This is a genomic window from Rhodococcus sp. KRD197 (assembly GCF_017168235.1).
GTDB lineage: Bacteria > Actinomycetota > Actinomycetes > Mycobacteriales > Mycobacteriaceae > Rhodococcoides.
On the sequence record NZ_JABFAO010000002.1, the window covers coordinates 1 to 15,853 of the forward strand.

At 64.8% G+C, this 15,853-nt stretch carries 16 protein-coding genes; 4 read left to right on the forward strand and 12 right to left on the reverse strand.

The window, feature by feature from the left end; genetic code table 11:
* The 8 genes from J1M86_RS02230 to J1M86_RS02265 form a co-directional block, all read right to left on the reverse strand.
* Positions 1-411, reverse strand: a 411-nt coding sequence (locus tag J1M86_RS02230) for a glycosyltransferase (protein ID WP_206509107.1), incomplete at its 3' end; no start/stop codon positions are given.
* Positions 412-422: 11 nt separating this feature from the next.
* The gene (locus J1M86_RS02235; protein WP_206508680.1) at positions 423-1,271 is read right to left on the reverse strand and encodes a carbon-nitrogen hydrolase family protein; all 849 of its coding nucleotides are present in this window, start codon (positions 1,269-1,271) and stop codon (positions 423-425) included.
* Positions 1,272-1,275: 4 nt separating this feature from the next.
* Positions 1,276-2,556: an MSMEG_0569 family flavin-dependent oxidoreductase gene (locus J1M86_RS02240; protein ID WP_206508681.1), complete on the reverse strand. Its 1,281-nt coding sequence runs from the start codon at positions 2,554-2,556 to the stop codon at positions 1,276-1,278.
* On the reverse strand, positions 2,553-2,843 hold the full coding sequence (locus tag J1M86_RS02245) for an MSMEG_0570 family nitrogen starvation response protein (RefSeq protein ID WP_075837837.1): 291 nt from the start codon (positions 2,841-2,843) through the stop codon (positions 2,553-2,555). Before J1M86_RS02245 ends, J1M86_RS02240 begins: the two co-directional genes overlap by 4 nt.
* On the reverse strand, positions 2,836-3,717 hold the full coding sequence (locus J1M86_RS02250) for a carbon-nitrogen hydrolase family protein (RefSeq protein WP_206508682.1): 882 nt from the start codon (positions 3,715-3,717) through the stop codon (positions 2,836-2,838). Before J1M86_RS02250 ends, J1M86_RS02245 begins: the two co-directional genes overlap by 8 nt.
* Positions 3,714-5,132, reverse strand: a complete 1,419-nt coding sequence (locus J1M86_RS02255) for an MSMEG_0567/sll0787 family protein (RefSeq protein WP_206508683.1) — start codon at positions 5,130-5,132, stop codon at positions 3,714-3,716. Before J1M86_RS02255 ends, J1M86_RS02250 begins: the two co-directional genes overlap by 4 nt.
* The gene (locus J1M86_RS02260; RefSeq protein WP_206508684.1) at positions 5,119-6,174 is read right to left on the reverse strand and encodes an MSMEG_0568 family radical SAM protein; all 1,056 of its coding nucleotides are present in this window, start codon (positions 6,172-6,174) and stop codon (positions 5,119-5,121) included. Before J1M86_RS02260 ends, J1M86_RS02255 begins: the two co-directional genes overlap by 14 nt.
* A 10-nt stretch (positions 6,175-6,184) precedes the next feature.
* Positions 6,185-6,709, reverse strand: a complete 525-nt coding sequence (locus J1M86_RS02265) for an MSMEG_0572/Sll0783 family nitrogen starvation response protein (RefSeq protein ID WP_075837840.1) — start codon at positions 6,707-6,709, stop codon at positions 6,185-6,187.
* Between the two features lie 235 nt (positions 6,710-6,944).
* Here J1M86_RS02265 and J1M86_RS02270 point away from each other — a divergent pair, with 235 nt between their 5' ends.
* Together J1M86_RS02270 and J1M86_RS02275 are read left to right on the forward strand one after the other, a co-directional pair.
* Positions 6,945-7,325, forward strand: coding sequence for a hypothetical protein (locus J1M86_RS02270; RefSeq protein ID WP_206508685.1), 381 nt, complete (start codon positions 6,945-6,947; stop codon positions 7,323-7,325).
* Entirely contained in the window at positions 7,318-7,731 is a 414-nt protein-coding gene (locus J1M86_RS02275; RefSeq protein ID WP_075837842.1) for a hypothetical protein, read from the forward strand. Before J1M86_RS02270 ends, J1M86_RS02275 begins: the two co-directional genes overlap by 8 nt.
* Positions 7,732-7,743: 12 nt before the next feature.
* Here J1M86_RS02275 and J1M86_RS02280 read toward each other — a convergent pair whose 3' ends face one another.
* Positions 7,744-8,175 (reverse strand): SRPBCC family protein, encoded by a 432-nt coding sequence (locus J1M86_RS02280; RefSeq protein ID WP_075837843.1) that lies wholly within the window; start codon positions 8,173-8,175, stop codon positions 7,744-7,746.
* A 59-nt stretch (positions 8,176-8,234) separates the two neighbouring features.
* On the opposite strand from J1M86_RS02280, the gene J1M86_RS02285 reads away from it, so the two are divergent.
* Both J1M86_RS02285 and J1M86_RS02290 read left to right on the forward strand, forming a co-directional pair.
* Positions 8,235-10,541, forward strand: a complete 2,307-nt coding sequence (locus J1M86_RS02285) for an ATP-dependent DNA ligase (protein WP_206508686.1) — start codon at positions 8,235-8,237, stop codon at positions 10,539-10,541.
* 191 nt (positions 10,542-10,732) lie between these two features.
* Positions 10,733-11,944, forward strand: a complete 1,212-nt coding sequence (locus J1M86_RS02290; RefSeq protein ID WP_206508687.1) for a lipase family protein — start codon at positions 10,733-10,735, stop codon at positions 11,942-11,944.
* A 2-nt stretch (positions 11,945-11,946) separates the two neighbouring features.
* Here J1M86_RS02290 and J1M86_RS02295 read toward each other — a convergent pair whose 3' ends face one another.
* From J1M86_RS02295 to J1M86_RS02305, 3 genes are read right to left on the reverse strand one after another with little or no spacing between them, the layout of a single operon-like run.
* On the reverse strand, positions 11,947-13,827 hold the full coding sequence (locus J1M86_RS02295; protein WP_206508688.1) for an ABC transporter ATP-binding protein: 1,881 nt from the start codon (positions 13,825-13,827) through the stop codon (positions 11,947-11,949).
* A 60-nt stretch (positions 13,828-13,887) separates the two neighbouring features.
* Positions 13,888-14,664, reverse strand: coding sequence for a putative protein N(5)-glutamine methyltransferase (locus J1M86_RS02300; protein ID WP_206508689.1), 777 nt, complete (start codon positions 14,662-14,664; stop codon positions 13,888-13,890).
* A gap of 31 nt (positions 14,665-14,695) precedes the next feature.
* Positions 14,696-15,826, reverse strand: coding sequence for a TDT family transporter (locus tag J1M86_RS02305; RefSeq protein ID WP_206508690.1), 1,131 nt, complete (start codon positions 15,824-15,826; stop codon positions 14,696-14,698).
* Between the last annotated feature and the right edge of the window lie 27 nt (positions 15,827-15,853).

Sequence of the window (15,853 nt, forward strand, 5' to 3'; positions counted from 1 at the left end):
GATCCGAGCATAGGGCTCGGTGACGGCGCGCTCGTGGCAGACCGCGAGCTCCGGCGTCGTGAACTCGTCGAGGTGGTGAATCGTTCGGATGCACCTGCCGACCGCATTCGCCGAGATGCAATCCTGGGCGTGGACGATGTCGAAACGACCAGCTCGCGAGAATGCCTCGCCCAGAACATCTATGGATCGAAGGATCCGCTCGCCCACGCTCTCGTCCACCCGCGACTCGAACGGCACCATCTCCACCGTCACCGCGTCATCCACCGGACGGAAGAACGCATCGTCCCCACCCCGACCGAGCGAGAACACCGTGACCTCGGCACCAGCGCGTGCCAGCGCCTCCGCCAGATGCAGGGTATGCACCACCCCACCACGCGGCTTCGACGAATACGTCAGCAGGGCAACGTGCAGCGACTCCACGGTCATTGCAGTTCCTTCTCCAGCAGGTTCGGGTAGCTGTCCACCCGACGCTCCTGCAAGTGGTACAGGACCCGTCTGGCGCGGTCGACCTCGGCGTCGATGTCGATGTCGCACACGGCCAGACCGCCTTTGGACCATGTCTTCGCCAGCACATCTCCACCCGGACCGACGATCTTCGCCTGGCCCAGGAATCGAAGTGAACCCATGGTGCCGGTCTGGTTGGACGAGACGAGGACCACCTGATTCTCCGCGGCACGAGCTGCGTCGTACAGGTCGAACAGTCTCGACTGACGATCGTTCGGCAGGCTGGACGCGCGATCGGTGACACTCGCGGGCCACGCCGACAACGCGGCGATGACACGCGCGCCGTCCAGCGCCAACGTGCGTGCGGATTCGGGGAAGGTCTTGTCGTAGTCGATCAACATCCCCATGCGGCCCACCGGAGTGTCGAAGGCATCGAACCGGTCACCGGCGGCGTAGGCCAGAGATTCCCCCAGCGGCTGGTGGACCTTCCGGTGACTACCCAACACACCGTCACCGGTGACGCAGGCAGCCGCGTTGTAGCGCAGCCCGTTCGACAGTTCGGTGTATCCGATGCATACGGTCATCGCACCTGCGGCGAGCCGAATCGCAGTGATCTCCGGGCCATCCACGTCGAGAGTCGGAGGCAGCTCCGAAACATCGGGGTTCCGCAAACTGTCGATGTACCCGCCCAGCGACGCGTCGGGCAGCACGAGCAGGTCGATACCGTCCCGCTTCGCACCCTCGATGATCGTCGTGATCTTGAGTACCGCGCGGTCGACGTCTCGACCGAAATGCGCGGCGAGCGCACCTATCCGAACCACAGCCACAGTCCTATACCGTAGACCTTTCCGGCTGCGCCGCACTGATCTCGAGCCCGATGGCATCGGCCAAGAACTCCGCGTCCCGGGAAACGGACGCGAAACGCCCCGAACCCCAGGTGTGTTGCCAGGGCAAGCCCAGGAAGTACAGGCCGGGCACCGCTGTCACACCACGATTGTGCGTCGGGTGTCCCTGGCCGTCGAAGGCGCCGACCTCGAGCCACGAGTAGTCGGTCCGGAAGCCGACCGACCACACCACCGCGGTGATTCCGGCGTCGGCGAGATCGAGTTCGGTGGTTTCCGTCTCGGGCCGCCACACCGGAACGTAGCGCGTTTCGGTAGGTGCCGAGATACCTTCGCGTTCGATGTAGGCGTCGATGCTGTCCTTGATCGACTCCGCGACGGCATCGGCCGAGTCGAGGGAAGCTTCGAGAGTCGGCGCGAACCGCAACACACCGTCGTCGACGCCCATCAGGCGCCCGTACAGGCGCATCCCCTCGGTGGCGAACGCGCGCAGGTCGATGTCTCGGCCACCGTCGCGACCGGTCACGTAGTGGTTGGTGTTCTCGCGTTTGCCGACGCCACCGGGTTGGTTTTCGATGGGAACATCATAGGTCCCCATGTCGTGCAACCAGGCGACACAGTCACGGCCGCGGTAGAACCGCGCCACGCGCGGCGCAGTTCCCGCAACCAGGTGCACTCGTCGACCATCCACGTGCAAGTCCTCGGCGATCTGTGCGCCGGATTGGCCGGTGCCGACCACCAGCACGTCACCATCCGGAAACTGGTGCGAACCGCGGTATTGCGAGGAGTGGATCTGCGTGATGCTCGGCGGTAGTTTCTCCGCGAAGCGAGGAATGGTCGGAATGTGATAGCCCCCGATCGCCACCACGATGTGTTCGGCGTGCATCGGCCCGGCGGTCGTGTCGAGATCGAATCCAGCTGCCTCGTCGGGATCGCCGAATCGGGGTTGCCCGCGGCGAGCAGCGAGCACCGAAACATGCTCCCGCACGGGCGCATCGAAGCTCTGCGCATACCGCAACACGAACTCGTAGACCTCGTCGCGTTTCATGAACCCGTCCGGGTCGTCGCCGTCGTAGGAGAAGCCCGGAAGCGAGCACTGCCAGTTCGGGGTGACCAGGGTGAAGTTGTCCCAGCGAGAGTCCTTCCACTCGTGTGCAATCGTGTCACGTTCCAACACAACGTGTTCGACTCCGCGCTGAGTGAGGTGCCAACTGATCGACAGGCCCGCTTGCCCGCCCCCGATCACGATGACGGTGTGATTGGCGGTCATAACAGTTCAGCTCCCGACATGCTCACTACCCGGACTGCGCCGGTGCGGAAGGCGGCGCCGGTAGCGGCGATCTCTTCCATTTGTTGCGCTGCTGACGTGCAACGCATTCCGAACTTCTCCAGCACTCGGTCACTGGCCACGGTCAGCGCTGTGGAGGCGCGTGCGAGAAAGTCTGCCACGGTGTACTCGGCTCCCGGTTCGAGATAGTCGTGCATCACCAGCGACGGGGAATAGCAGGACTGCTCGCGACCATCGGGCCACTGAACGACGAACTTCATCTCAGGCATGGGCCGGCTCCTTCGTGATGGTGCGGTACACCGATGGCCGACGGTCGCGCAGGTTGTACATACCGCCGCCGCGAGCGGCACCGATGAGTTCGGCCACGTCTACGGTCGCCGTGGCGAGCCCGGGTTCGACTCCGGTTCCCGCGAGAATCTCGCCACCCGGTCCGACGATCTTCGCGCTGCACACGAACCGCAACGAGCCGAAGGTGCCGGCCTGGTTCGCGGCCACCCAGATCACCTGGTTCTCCAGCGCGCGGGCTCGGTCGTAGATGTCGAACCGTTGCTTCCAACGGTCGTCCTCCATATTGGACACCGTGGCCGTGCGGGCGGTCGGCCACGCCGAGATGGAGGTGATGATCTCTGCACCGTCGAGGGCGAGTTCTCGTGCAGCCTCGGGGAATCCCTTGTCGTAGCAGATCTGCATACCCATTCGCCCGACCGGAGTGTCGAATGCTGCGTAGCTGTCACCGGCGTCGTAGCAGAGGTTTTCTCCGAGCGGCTGGTGCACCTTCCGGTACGAGCCGAGGATGCCGTCGCCGTGGAGCGTTACGGCAGCGTTGTACCGCGTATCACCGTCCTTCTCACAGAACCCGAGCGTCACAACCATGTCACCGGCCATGTCGGCGACGCGCTTCAGTTCGGGGCCGTCGAGTTCGAGTGCAGGCGGCAGGCTTTCGAGCCGGCGCCGACGCGCGGGTTCGGATTCGTCTCCGCCGCCGAGGCTGGGGAGGTATCCGCCGAGGCAGGCCTCCGGGAGCACGAGCAGTTGGCTTCCTCGATTGCGTGATTCCTCGAGCAGTGCGGCTATGGTGCGGTAGCCCTGTTCCATGTCGCGGCCGAACTCGGCCGCGGCCACGGAGATGGTCACGTCGTTCATGCTTCTCCCAATCCGGTCACGGTGGACGTGACCGCGCGAGTGGTGATTCCGTCGGGCCATCGCAGTGCGACGCCCGGATGGTCGGTGAGTTCTCCGCATGCTGCGGATACTGCTGGTCCCGACGCGGCGAGTGGGGCGCCGGGACGGTCCGCGGTGATCATCGCGAACCCGGGAAAGCATGTGACCCATTCACCCATGGATGCGGAGTCGGGCTTCGGTATGGATGCCACGTCGAGAACGGCCCCGGTTCCGCAGGCCTCGGCCAACATTCCTACCGTCCCGGCCAAACCTGCCATGCTGACATCCTTCGCCGCTCGAGGTGCAGTGCGAGCAACGAACGATGCCATCGTGGTGAGTTCTGTGGAGTTGCGCCGCGAGGACGAGTCCCATTGCTGACCGTGATAGCCGCGGCGCCAACGACCTTCGATGTCGACGGTGAGAGTCAGTCGGTCACCACTGGATGCACCGCCGGCTCGAATGGGTGCGACACTGCGGCCCAGCGCCGTGACCGACAGCGCGGACGGCACGCCCACCTGGGTGTGTCCACCCAGCACCGGTACCTGCCATGCGGTGGACGCTGCTGCCAGCCCCCTGATGATGCGAGTCAGCCTGGATCGGGTGGGCGCACCCACCGAGTCGAGCATGCCGACGGCGTGGGCGCCCATGGCGGAGAGGTCGTTCAGATTCACCAGTGCGGCACACCATCCGGCCCATTCGGGGTCGCGGTCGACCATCGAGGGGATGATGGCGTCGCACGCGGCGATGACATCGCTGCCGGGGACCGGAACACCGTCGTCGCCGCGAAAACCTTTCGGACCGAGTCCGAGTGGTGCAGCCTTCAACGGCGCCAGCACGCTAGCCAGCATCGCTTTGGTCGATGAGACCAGCCGGTCGATCCGGTCGATCGGCCACCACATGGACACGTGTGGTGCCCCTGCCACCTGAACGTCCTCGCGCCGGACCCACCCCAATGCGGCGAACAGCGATTCGTGCTGCTTCTGCACCACGGCATCGAAACGCAAGACGCCCTGGCTTTCTGCATACGCACATGCCGCGCGGACCAGGGCGGGTCCGACCCCGGACGTTCGCGCCGCACCGGAGACCACGAGGCGGCTTCCCGCCCACCAGCCGAGATCGACGTCGGTACGGGGAGCGAGTCGAACGCCGCCGAGCAGGGTACCGTCGGGCGCGTTGGCCGTCAGCACGATGCAGCGCGGGTCGTCGTCGACATCATCGTGGTCGGTGCCTGCGAACAGACCCTGTTCGGCGACGAAGACATCGCGCCGCAGAGCCCGGTAGTGGTTCAATTGCTCGGCATCCGAACAGGGTTGAACGAGAAACTGCGGCTGCACCGTCGTGACTGTGCCCGAGAGTCCTGCCAGGTCCGTGGCGTACATGAAATCAACCTCCTGCATTCTGCAGAACACTGCAGGCTCCGCAGGCCGCGCATCCCGCGTTCTGGTCGGAGCCGAGCATCGACGCCGCCTGCAGTTCCTTCGCGACGCGGCGCGTGACATCCTCGAGGATGCTCGACGGCGGTGCGATTGCCCGGTCGACCTCGACGGCGAGAGTTCCGCCGAGCGGGCGGAAGGGCACGATGAAGGGATAGACGCCCATTTCGATCAGTTCCACTGCACCCGATACCAATTCGTCGGGGTCCTCACCGAGCCCGACCAGCAGATAGGTGGAAACCTGGTTGCGTCCGAACACCCGCACCGCTTCCGCCCACGCTGCGCGGTACTCGGTCAGCGGCACGGACGCCTTACCCGGCATCCAGGCCCGCCGAACATCGTCGTCGAGCGATTCGACGTGAATCCCGATCGACTCGGCCCCCGCGTCGAACAGCTCGGTGATCGTCTCCAGGTCACCGGGAGGTTCGCACTGAACCTGGATCGGTAGATTCGGGACCACCGCTTTGATCGCGCGGACGCACCGGGCGAGGTGCCGGGCGCCTCGGTCCTTCGCCGCGGATGTCCCCGTCGTCATCACCATCTGGGTGACACCGTCGAGCCGGACCGCGGCCTCGGCGACCTCGGCCAGCTGCGCCGGCGTCTTGACCGCGATGGTGTCCCCTGCCTCCAGCGATGCCTCGATCGAGCAGAACCTGCACCGCTGATCTGCGTCGTATCTGATGCACGTCTGCACCACAGTCGTGGCCAGGACGCTCGATCCGTGCAGCTTGGCGATCTTCTCGTAGGCGATACCGTCAGCGGTTTCGAGGTCGTAGAACCGCGGCCGTTCCACGGGCTCGACATCGAGGCCGATGTCGTTGCCGTCGAGGAGAACTCGGCCGCCTTCGAGGACGTACGGACTCGACGGATTGCGCGGGATGGCTGCGCCCAGACCGTCGATTCGCATATGCCCGTCGTCGCTGGGCCCTGCGCCGGCCGTTCTGTTGACCGGTGGCGTTCCGCGGACTCCGAGCAACGCCAGGTCTACACGCGTACTGACCGACATGGCTCTTCTCCTAGACCATGTAGGTCGAGTTGATGATGGCGCCCTTGCGGGCGTAGTGAATCAGCGCATCCTGCACGTCGAGCGGGTGCGCCGGAATCACACCCTCGATCAGGTCCTCTTCGCGTCCGCCGTGCAGTGCGAGACCGAACCGGCAGCAGAAGACGGTGCCACCTTCGGAGATGAACGTCGCAAGCGAGTCGTTGATGTTCTGCTCGCCGGGGAAACCCGAGTCACCTGTGGTCGGAAAGCCCCGAGTGGCAAGACAATTGATTGCGCCGGGGCCGTAGAAGTACATCGCGGACTCGAAACCCTTGCGTAGCGCGCGCGTCGCCTGGAGCACTGCGACGAAGCTCACCGAGGACTCGTGGGCGATGCCGTGCACCAACGTGAAGTAGCTTTCGCCGTTCTCGGCCTTGTAGTCGGGAAAGATCTTGGTGGAACCGTAGATGTTGCTGCCCTTGGGGAGCGACGGGTGCGGGATCTCTCCGAGGGACTTCGCGATGTTCTCGGCGATGGTCTTGTCGATGTCTGACACTGGTGGATGCTCCTGTGTTGTGAAAACGATGGAGGAGTCGGCGGACTGACGTTGGCCACCGGCGAAAGAGTGTGATCAGGCCTCCTCGGCCATGGAACAAGTACAGGCCTCGTCGATTTCCGATTGGTCACGGTCGGAATAACGCCCTGTTTCGAAGGCCTCACGGCTGTGGGGGCCGTCACCCCGATACTCTTGGGTGGTGTCCCACCGTCCGCACGCTCAGTAAGAGGGATCGATGATCGGCGCCGTCACCGGCTTGTTGTATGCGCTCTCGCTTGTCGTCGGCCTGTGGGTTCTGCTCAAGCTCGCCAGAAACAGTCCGGTTCTGCTGAAGAACAGATCGGACCGAGCCCTGTTCTGGACGATCTCGGCGACCGAGGCAGTCGTGCTCGCACAGGCCATCATCGGGTTCGTCATGATGTTCACCAGCGATCGCGATATCCACCGGATCACATTCGGTTCATATCTGATCGGGTTGCTGTTACTGCTGCCCATCGGCACCTGGTGGTCGCTGGGCGATCGCTCCCGCGGCGGCACCGCCGTCCTGCTCGTCGCCGTCGCCACCCTCGCGGCCATGGTGCTGCGCCTCAGCCAGATATGGGCCGGATATGCCTGACACTCTGCAACAAGCGACGCGCACCGGTTTCGGTCGCTTTCTCATCGCTGTCTACGCAGTGTTCGCCGTCGCCGCGACGTCGCGGTCGATCGTGCAGCTGACAACCCGATTCGAGGTTGCGCCGCTCGCGTACATCCTGTCCGCGGTGGCAGCGGTGGTGTACATCATCGCCACCATCGGGCTCGCCCGTGCCACCGAGGCCTCGCGACGCGTCGTGACGGTCTCCTGCATCATCGAACTCGTCGGGGTGCTCGCCATCGGGGCGCTCAGCTACATCGCACCCCAGGATTTCCCGGACGCCACCGTGTGGTCGCACTTCGGCCAGGGGTACCTGTTCATCCCTGTCATCCTGCCCATCGCCGGACTCTGGTGGCTGCGGCGTACCCGGGAAGCCGGGGAAGGTTGATTCAGTCCGGCCCTATGCAGGAAGCGCCGCGAGATTCGCGACCGACTGCTTGACGTCGCTGTCCAGTGTGCGCGCGACGACGCTGCCGACGGGTCCGAAGAGAACGCCGCCGCCGAAGTACGCGTCGAGGGTGAGCTCGGAGCCCTCGGAGTGCTCGCGGACGTTGATGGTCAGCGAAATCTTGACGCCGCCTTTGCCCCGCCCGGCCATCTCGATGAGCTGCGGCTCCTGGTACTCGGTGAACGTCCAGGAGATGGTGTTCTTGAATCCCTTGACCCTCACCAACGACTGCACCTCGGTGCCCTTTTCGAGGGTCTTCGGCGGCGGACTGCACCACCCTCCGTGAATGGTCATCCACTCGTGAAAGCGATCGAGCGCCGACGCTTTGTCCCACGCACCTTGTGGATTTTCGGGCATCTGCACGGTGACGCTGATCGTTGCCATACCTTCGAGCTTGACACAACCGGAGCACGGTGCGCCCCGGCGGCAACTAACCTGGGCTGATGGCGACGCTCGACATCGCAGGCCGAAAGGTCTCGGTGACCAATCTGGACAAGGTGTTGTTTCCGGAAACGGGCACCACCAAACGCCAGGTGATCGAGTACTACGTCGCCATTGCCCCCGCTATGCTTCCGCACCTGGCCGGCCGGGCTGTGACACGCAAGAGGTGGCCGAACGGCGTCGAGCAACCGTCGTTCTTCGAGAAGAACCTCGCGGCTTCGGCACCCGATTGGCTGGATCGACGGCGAATGCAGCACTCCGATCGCGTGGTGACGTATCCCCTCTTCTCGACGGCGGCAGACCTGGCCTGGCTGGCCCAACAGGCATCCATCGAGGCACACGTCCCGCAGTGGCGGTTCGACGGCGACTCACCGGGCCCGGCGACGAGAATGGTTTTCGACTTGGACCCGGGTGACGATGTCGATCTGGCGCAATGCGCGGAGGTCGCCTGCGAGATCAGGGACATGATCGCCGAGATCGGATTCACGGCCTTCCCCGTCACCAGCGGTAGCAAGGGTATTCACCTGTATGTCCCGCTGGAGAAGCCCCCGCTGGAGAAACCGTTGACACCGGCCGGGGCGTCCACCGTCGCCAAGCGTGTTGCGACGCTGCTCGAAGAACGCGATCCGAGCCGGGTGACCGCGACGATGGCCAAGGCCAAACGCACCGGCCGGGTCTTCGTGGACTGGTCGCAGAACAACGGAAAGAAGACGACGGTTGCGCCGTATTCGATGCGCGGTCGGGCTACGCCGACCGTCGCTGCACCGAGATCGTGGGAGGAGCTCGAGGCGCCGGGGCTGACGCAGCTGCGCTTCGAGGATGTGCTCGAGCGCTTCGAGGAACACGGCGACCTGCTGGCCGACCTGGACCCGCCTCTGCCCATGGAAAACCGACCCGACAAGCTCTCGACGTACCGCAGTATGCGCAGCGCCTCCAGGACTCCGGAGCCGATCCCGGTGGCCACCGAACCCCGGGGTGAGGACGATACGTTCGTCATCCAGGAACACCATGCGCGGCGTTTGCACTACGACTTCCGGCTCGAACACGACGGAGTGTTGGTCTCGTGGGCAGTCCCGAAGAACATTCCGGACGACCCCGGCCAGAACCGGCTCGCGGTGCGCACCGAGGACCATCCGTTGGAATACGCCACGTTCGAGGGCAGCATCCCCAAGGGTGAGTACGGCGGCGGCGAGGTCAGCATCTGGGACTCGGGTAGCTACGAGCTCGAGAAGTGGCGCGAGGACGAGGTGATCGTGGTGCTGAGCGGCGAGAAAGCCCAGGGCAGGTTCGCACTCGTCCGGACCAAGGGTGATCAGTGGTTGATGCATCGAATGAAGGATCAGGGAGCATCCGGCGAGCTACCCAAGAGCGAGCTACCGAAGAGCGTTGCGCCGATGCTGGCCACGGCCGGCGACATACGAGACCTTCCCGACGGAGACTGGGCGTTCGAGGGCAAGTGGGACGGCTTTCGGGTGGTCGCGCGATTGTCCTATGGCGAGTTCGCATTGGCGTCACGTTCGGGCAAGGACCTGACCGAGCGCTTTCACGGTCTCTCCGCTCTCGCCGATGATCTCGCCGAACACGAGGCGGTGATCGACGGCGAGGCCGTCGTCTACGGCGCCGATGGAAACACGAGTTTCGAACTCTTACAGGGCAGTTCAGGCAAAGACGTGCGATTCATCGCGTTCGACCTGCTGCACTTGGACGGGACGTCACTGCTGAAGAAGAAGTACTCCGACAGGCGCCGACTGCTCGAACTCCTCACCACAGGACTCGATTCGGTCATCGTCCCGGACGCACTCACCGGCTCGGCGGAGGAGGCGCTCGCCGCCAGCGTCGAACGTGGCTGGGAGGGCGTGGTGGCCAAGCGCGTCGATTCCATTTATCAGCCCGGCCGAAGAGCACGCACCTGGATCAAGACCAAGAACTGGCTCACTCAGGAGATCGTCATCGGGGGCTGGCGACGCGGTCGGGGCCGCCGTACCGGTGGGCTCGGATCCCTGCTCGTCGGCGTCCCCGGACCGGGCGGCCTTCGCTATCTGGGGCGCGTGGGCACAGGCTTCTCCGACCGCGGTTTGGACGCCCTGGCAGAGATGCTCGAGCCGCTCGAGACCGAGGACTCTCCGTTCGTCGAAGAACTCCCCGCTGCCGACCGCAACGACGCCGTGTGGGTCTCGCCGACGCTCGTCGGAGAGGTGAGATTCTTCGAATGGACGGATTCGATGCATCTGAGGCATCCGAGTTGGCGCGGGCTACGTGAGGACAAACAACCGGCCGATGTGGTGCTCGAGATTGATCCCAAAGCTTAGCGTTGCGCATCAACTGCCACTGGTCAGCAGGGCGGTGTTGCCATAGGGTCGGGCTTGCGTAGCGATTCGGACATTTTTCGAAACGGACGTAACGGGAGGGGTTCGATCTCGGATATCGTCACATGGCGGGGTATCCGAAGTGTCGGTTTTTTTCCTGAATTCGACGATTTGTGCGGGAGGGGTTCGACGCAATGCGCTTAACCAAGTTGGCCGGGGCGGCATGTCTGACGGCGGTAGCGGTCGCATGTTCGGCGCTGGTCGCCGCACCCGCGACGGCGTTTCCGCTGGAGCCGACGCCTATCTCGGACGCGTTCTACGCGCCTGTTCCAGACCTCGAGGCCACGAACCCGGGCGACATCATCTCCAGTCGCATGATGCCACCGCCCCCGGGCTTCTTCGATTCCGATGTGTGGCAGCTTCGATTCCGCTCGACCAACTCCGCGGGCGAGCCCATCGCCGCCGTCAACACGGTGCTGGTCCCGAGAGACAAAGCCCCCAACGGCCCGCTGCTGTCCTACCAGCACATCATCAACGCCCTGGGTCTGGAGTGCGCACCGTCGCAGGCACTGTGGTCGCAGGACCCAAATCTGGTGATCCGTGAGGCTCCGGCGCTCAACGTTGCACTGCAGCGTGGGTGGACCATCGCCATCGCCGATCATCTCGGACCGAACAGCGCGTACGGTGCCGCCAAGCTGGGCGGCCAGATCGTCCTGGACAGCATTCGAGCGACGCAGCGCTTCGAGCAGCTGCAGCTGCAGGAGAGTCCGGTCGCGCTCGCCGGTTACTCCGGTGGCGGTATGGCCACGGCATGGGCCGCGGCACTACACAACGACTACGCGCCCGAACTGAACATCGTAGGCAGCGCCACCGGCGGTGCCCCGATGAACCTCGAGCGCATGGCTCGTGACCTCGGTTTCAGTCCACATCCGGCGTTCGGGCTCGCCTTCGCGGCCGCGATGGGCCTCGAGCGTGAGTACCCGACCCGTATCCCGATCAGTCAGCAGCTCAACCCGCTGGGCCAGCAGATGGCGACAGAGCTTCAGGACGCCTGCACCAACGACATCCTCGCCGTTGGCGCCGGGAAGAGTGCGATGCAGGTAGCCGGATCGTTGTCTCTGATCGAGAGCCCGGAGATGATCGCCGCCGTCAACGAGAACAGCGTCGAGCTCTATTCCGGCGTGCCGAAGGCACCGTACTTCGAGTGGCACAGCCCCACGGACGCGCTCATTCCCGTGTCCTCTATCGACAACACGATCGCACGGTACTGCGCGGCGGGCGTCCCGGTCACCCGACTGATCGTGCCGAGCAACGACCACCTCACCGCCGCCCTGCTCGGACTCCCACAGGCGCTCGACTGGATCGACGCGCGCTTCAAGGGAGTCCCCGCACCGAGCAACTGCTGAGTTCACTCCGCAGGCTCGACAGTCCCCGACGCGAACTGCGTCCGATGGAGCTCCTCGTAGCGGCCTCCCGCCGCGAGGAGCTCCTCGTGCGTTCCGCGTTCGATGATGGTTCCGCCTTCCACGACGAGGATGATGTCAGCGGCCCGGATCGTCGACAGACGGTGCGCGATCACCACCGACGTCTTCCCAGCGAGCGCCTCGGCCAAAGCCGCCTGCACCGCCGCCTCCGACGTAGAGTCCAGCGAGGCAGTGGCCTCGTCGAGAATGACCACTCGAGGTCGAGCTATCAGCAACCTAGCGATGGTGAGCCGCTGCCGTTCGCCACCGGAAAGCCGGTAACCGCGCTCTCCGACGACGGTGCCCAGACCGTCGGGTAGCGACTCCACCAGATCCTGCAGCCGCGCGCGTCGAAGTGCATCCCACACTTCATCGTCTCGTGCGTCGGGCCGGGGTAGGACAATGTTGGCCCGCACTGTGTCGTGGAACAGATGCCCGTCCTGGGTCACCATCCCTACGGCGGAGCGTATGGACTCGGCCCGGAGGTCCCGAACGTCCGTTCCACCCAGCCGAACAGCGCCGCTGTCGACGTCGTACAACCGCGCGATCAGCTGAGCGATCGTCGATTTGCCTGCACCCGAGGTTCCGACGAGCGCGACCATGCGGCCGGGCTCGGCCTTGAACGACACCCCGTGCAGCACTTCCTCACCGCCGCGCGTGTCCAGAGTCGTGACTTCTTCGAGCGATGCGAGCGAAACCCTGTCCGCCGACGGGTAAGCGAAGCGGACGTCTCTCAACTCGACCGAAACCGGGCCGTCGGGTACGTCCACGGCGCCTGGCTTGTCCTGGATCAGCGGGACCAGATCGAGGACCTCGAAGACCCGCTCGAAACTGACGAGTGCGCTCATCACTTCGACGCGTGCACTGGCGAGTTGGGTCAGCGGTGAGTACAACCGGGCGAGCAACAAGGACAGGGAGACAACCGAACCGGCGTCGAGTTGCCCTCGGAGAGCATAGAATCCGCCGAGCCCGTACACCACTGCGAGAGCCAGAGCCGACACCAGCGTCAGCGCTGTCACGAATACGGTCTGCACCATGGCCGCCCGCACCCCGATGTCGCGGACACGGCTGGCGCGGACCGCGAACTCCCTCGATTCGTTATCCGGTTGCCCGAACAGTTTGACCAAGGTCGCGCCCGGAGCCGAGAACCGTTCGGTCATCTGCGTACTCATGGCCGAATTATGTTCGGCCGCTTCGCGTTGCAGACGTGCCAGCCGGTGACCCATACGGCGAGCCGGGATTACGAAAATGGGAAGCAGCAGCAACGCGAGCAGCGTGACCTGCCACGAGATACCGAGCATGACGACAAGCGTCAACCCGAGCATGACCAGATTGCTCACCACTCCGGAGAGCGTGTCGCTGAATGCTCGTTGGGCGCCGAGCACGTCGTTGTTGAGCCTGCTGACCAACGCACCGGTGCGGGTACGGGTGAAGAACGCGATCGGCATCTTTTGCACGTGATCGAACACCGCGGTGCGCAGGTCGAGAATCAATGCCTCACCGATGTTCGACGACAGCCACCGGTTCAGCAGTCCGAATGCCGCATCGACGACTGCGATCGCTGCGATGGCGGCGGCCAGCCTCAGAACCACATCGAACGGATCACCGTCGACGATGGCATTGACCACCCGCCCCGCCAGCACCGGCGTCGCCACCGCCAACGCAGCCAGCACGACGCTGAGAATCAGGAATCCGACCAGTTTGCGCCGATGGGGTCGCGCGAATGTCAGAATTCGCTGCGCGGTCTCCTTGGAGAACTGCGTCTGCTGCGTCGACGCGTTCATGGTCCGATACAGCTGGGACCGGGCGGTGACTTCCATACTCATGCCCGCAACGCTAGAACCTCGAGGTAGGTCGAGGTCAATCGGCCGGGGCGGCTGATGCTTCTACGGATCCGATCGTGCCGACACGACCGTGGCGTCGAACTCGTCCGAATGCACGACGGTCGGCTCGAAACCAAGTGCGGCGACGATAGCTGCGGTGTCATCTGCCTGGCGGACGCTCGTCTCGATCAGCAGGGTTCCACCAGGTGCAATCCACTCGGCCGCCTCCGCGGCGATGCGGCGGTGCAGGGCAAGTCCATCCGGCCCACCATCGAGAGCCACCCTGGGCTCATGGTCCCTCGCCTCCGGAGGCATCGAGCTGATCGCGGCGGTCGGCACGTACGGCGCGTTGGCGACGATCACATCGGCGTGGCCACGAATCGATTGCGGCAGCGGAGAATAGAGATCACCCTCGTACACGTGGCCGCCGATGGGTGCCAGGTTGCGACGCGCACATCGCGCTGCAGCAGCGTCGATGTCGGCGGCATGCACCTCGATGTCGGCGACGCTGTGTGCGAGCGCGAGACCGACTGCACCCGATCCGCAACAGATATCGATCACCACGTGCGGATCACATTCGACGGCCTTCGCAACGAGCAGGGACGTCCGGCGACGGGGGACGAACACACCAGGTTCGACGAGAACGCGGAGGCCACAGAACTCGGCCCACCCGAGAAGTTGCTCGAGTGGCGTACCTGCGACGCGCTGCGCTACGGCCTGCTCGAGTTCTTCACCGGCGAAGGCGTCGAGAAGAAGACCGGCTTCGATCTCGGCGTACACGCAGCCTGCAGCGCGCAGCCTCTCGGTGATGCGAGAGGTGGTGCTGGGCTCTTCTGGCATTTCTGCCTTTCACGACGCCGGCAACTGCGACTCACGGCAGAAATATCCGGCCGCTGATCGATCCTCGCACGGTGTGTGCGGCAACCACGACCCAAGCAGAAAGCAACGCCGCATACAACACCACCGCTAGCGCAGAAACTGCGCCGAGGCCGAGTGCCGCGCCCAGTGCGGTCGCGCCCGTGACACACGTGCCAACCGGGAAGGTGAAGCTCCACCAGGTGAGCGAAAACCTCAGCCCGTTGCGCATCGCCTTGGCTGTCACCGTGCAGGCGACCGTGACAGCGCCGATAGCGAGCACCCCGACGAACAGTCCATATCCGATTCCGAACGCGTGCAGATCACGCGCGAGGCTCGCATGGGCGCTGCCCAGCACGAGGCCGGCGTCGGCGCCGAGCAGGTTGGCCGCGGTGATGGATTGCCCTACCAGCCCGAGCGTGATCCAGACCGTCGGTGCCGCTTGCAATGCCGGTCCGCCCCCGCGCAGCAGATCGCGGTAGATCAGCGTCATCGCTGCAGCTCCCAGCGCGAGGCTGAGCGCGAACAGTGCGTAACACAGCGCGAGCAGCCAGACTCGAAGGCCGTCGTCTCCGATGTAGGGCAGCAACAGAGCACCACCCGTGGCGGACACCATCGGCGGAACCACCGGCATCAGCCACGCCGGCAATGCGTTCGAGCGTCCCAGCCGCAGCATTCTGTACGGCATCCACACCGAGGTCGCCACCCCGGTGATCGTGCCCAGCACCCACAGGGTCGCCGCGATGTGCAGGGCCGCGGTGTCGCCGATGACGTCCTTGCCGAGCAACAACGTGCCGGCTCCCACCGTCAGCATGGCCATCGGTGGTGCGCCGTAGAAGAGGGACACGACAGGGTGCTCGGCGTATAAACGGGCGTTCGCAGGGTGAAGTATCCAATGCGCTGCGAACGCCACCGTCAGCGCGAGGAGTGCGAAGGACGCGAGTGCCCAGACGACCGTTGCGAAGGCACGCAATTCGGCCGAGTGCACCGGCAGGGTTGCCGCGGCGTTGGCGACGATGCCGGTGCCCATCACGGACGCGAACCAGTTCGGCGTGATGTGTTCGATCAGCTGCCCGGGACGTTCGAGCTCGCTAAGCAGGCGAGTTCGCTTGTGCTCGAAGGCTGCGCCGACAGTTCCTGCGGTCATGCACTCAGCGTCGTCCGCGCAGACTGT

Excerpts from the sequence above, each read along its gene's own strand:
- J1M86_RS02305 (WP_206508690.1), bottom strand. The coding sequence starts at position 15,826 with ATGACCGCAGGAACTGTCGGCGCAGCCTTCGAGCACAAGCGAACTCGC.
- J1M86_RS02280 (WP_075837843.1), bottom strand. The coding sequence starts at position 8,175 with ATGGCAACGATCAGCGTCACCGTGCAGATGCCCGAAAATCCACAAGGT.
- J1M86_RS02270 (WP_206508685.1), top strand. The coding sequence starts at position 6,945 with ATGATCGGCGCCGTCACCGGCTTGTTGTATGCGCTCTCGCTTGTCGTC.
- J1M86_RS02240 (WP_206508681.1), bottom strand. The coding sequence starts at position 2,556 with ATGACCGCCAATCACACCGTCATCGTGATCGGGGGCGGGCAAGCGGGC.
- J1M86_RS02300 (WP_206508689.1), bottom strand. The coding sequence starts at position 14,664 with ATGCCAGAAGAGCCCAGCACCACCTCTCGCATCACCGAGAGGCTGCGC.
- J1M86_RS02275 (WP_075837842.1), top strand. The coding sequence starts at position 7,318 with ATGCCTGACACTCTGCAACAAGCGACGCGCACCGGTTTCGGTCGCTTT.
- J1M86_RS02255 (WP_206508683.1), bottom strand. The coding sequence starts at position 5,132 with ATGCAGGAGGTTGATTTCATGTACGCCACGGACCTGGCAGGACTCTCG.
- J1M86_RS02285 (WP_206508686.1), top strand. The coding sequence starts at position 8,235 with ATGGCGACGCTCGACATCGCAGGCCGAAAGGTCTCGGTGACCAATCTG.
- J1M86_RS02245 (WP_075837837.1), bottom strand. The coding sequence starts at position 2,843 with ATGCCTGAGATGAAGTTCGTCGTTCAGTGGCCCGATGGTCGCGAGCAG.
- J1M86_RS02260 (WP_206508684.1), bottom strand. The coding sequence starts at position 6,174 with ATGTCGGTCAGTACGCGTGTAGACCTGGCGTTGCTCGGAGTCCGCGGA.
- J1M86_RS02290 (WP_206508687.1), top strand. The coding sequence starts at position 10,733 with ATGCGCTTAACCAAGTTGGCCGGGGCGGCATGTCTGACGGCGGTAGCG.
- J1M86_RS02250 (WP_206508682.1), bottom strand. The coding sequence starts at position 3,717 with ATGAACGACGTGACCATCTCCGTGGCCGCGGCCGAGTTCGGCCGCGAC.
- J1M86_RS02295 (WP_206508688.1), bottom strand. The coding sequence starts at position 13,827 with ATGAGTATGGAAGTCACCGCCCGGTCCCAGCTGTATCGGACCATGAAC.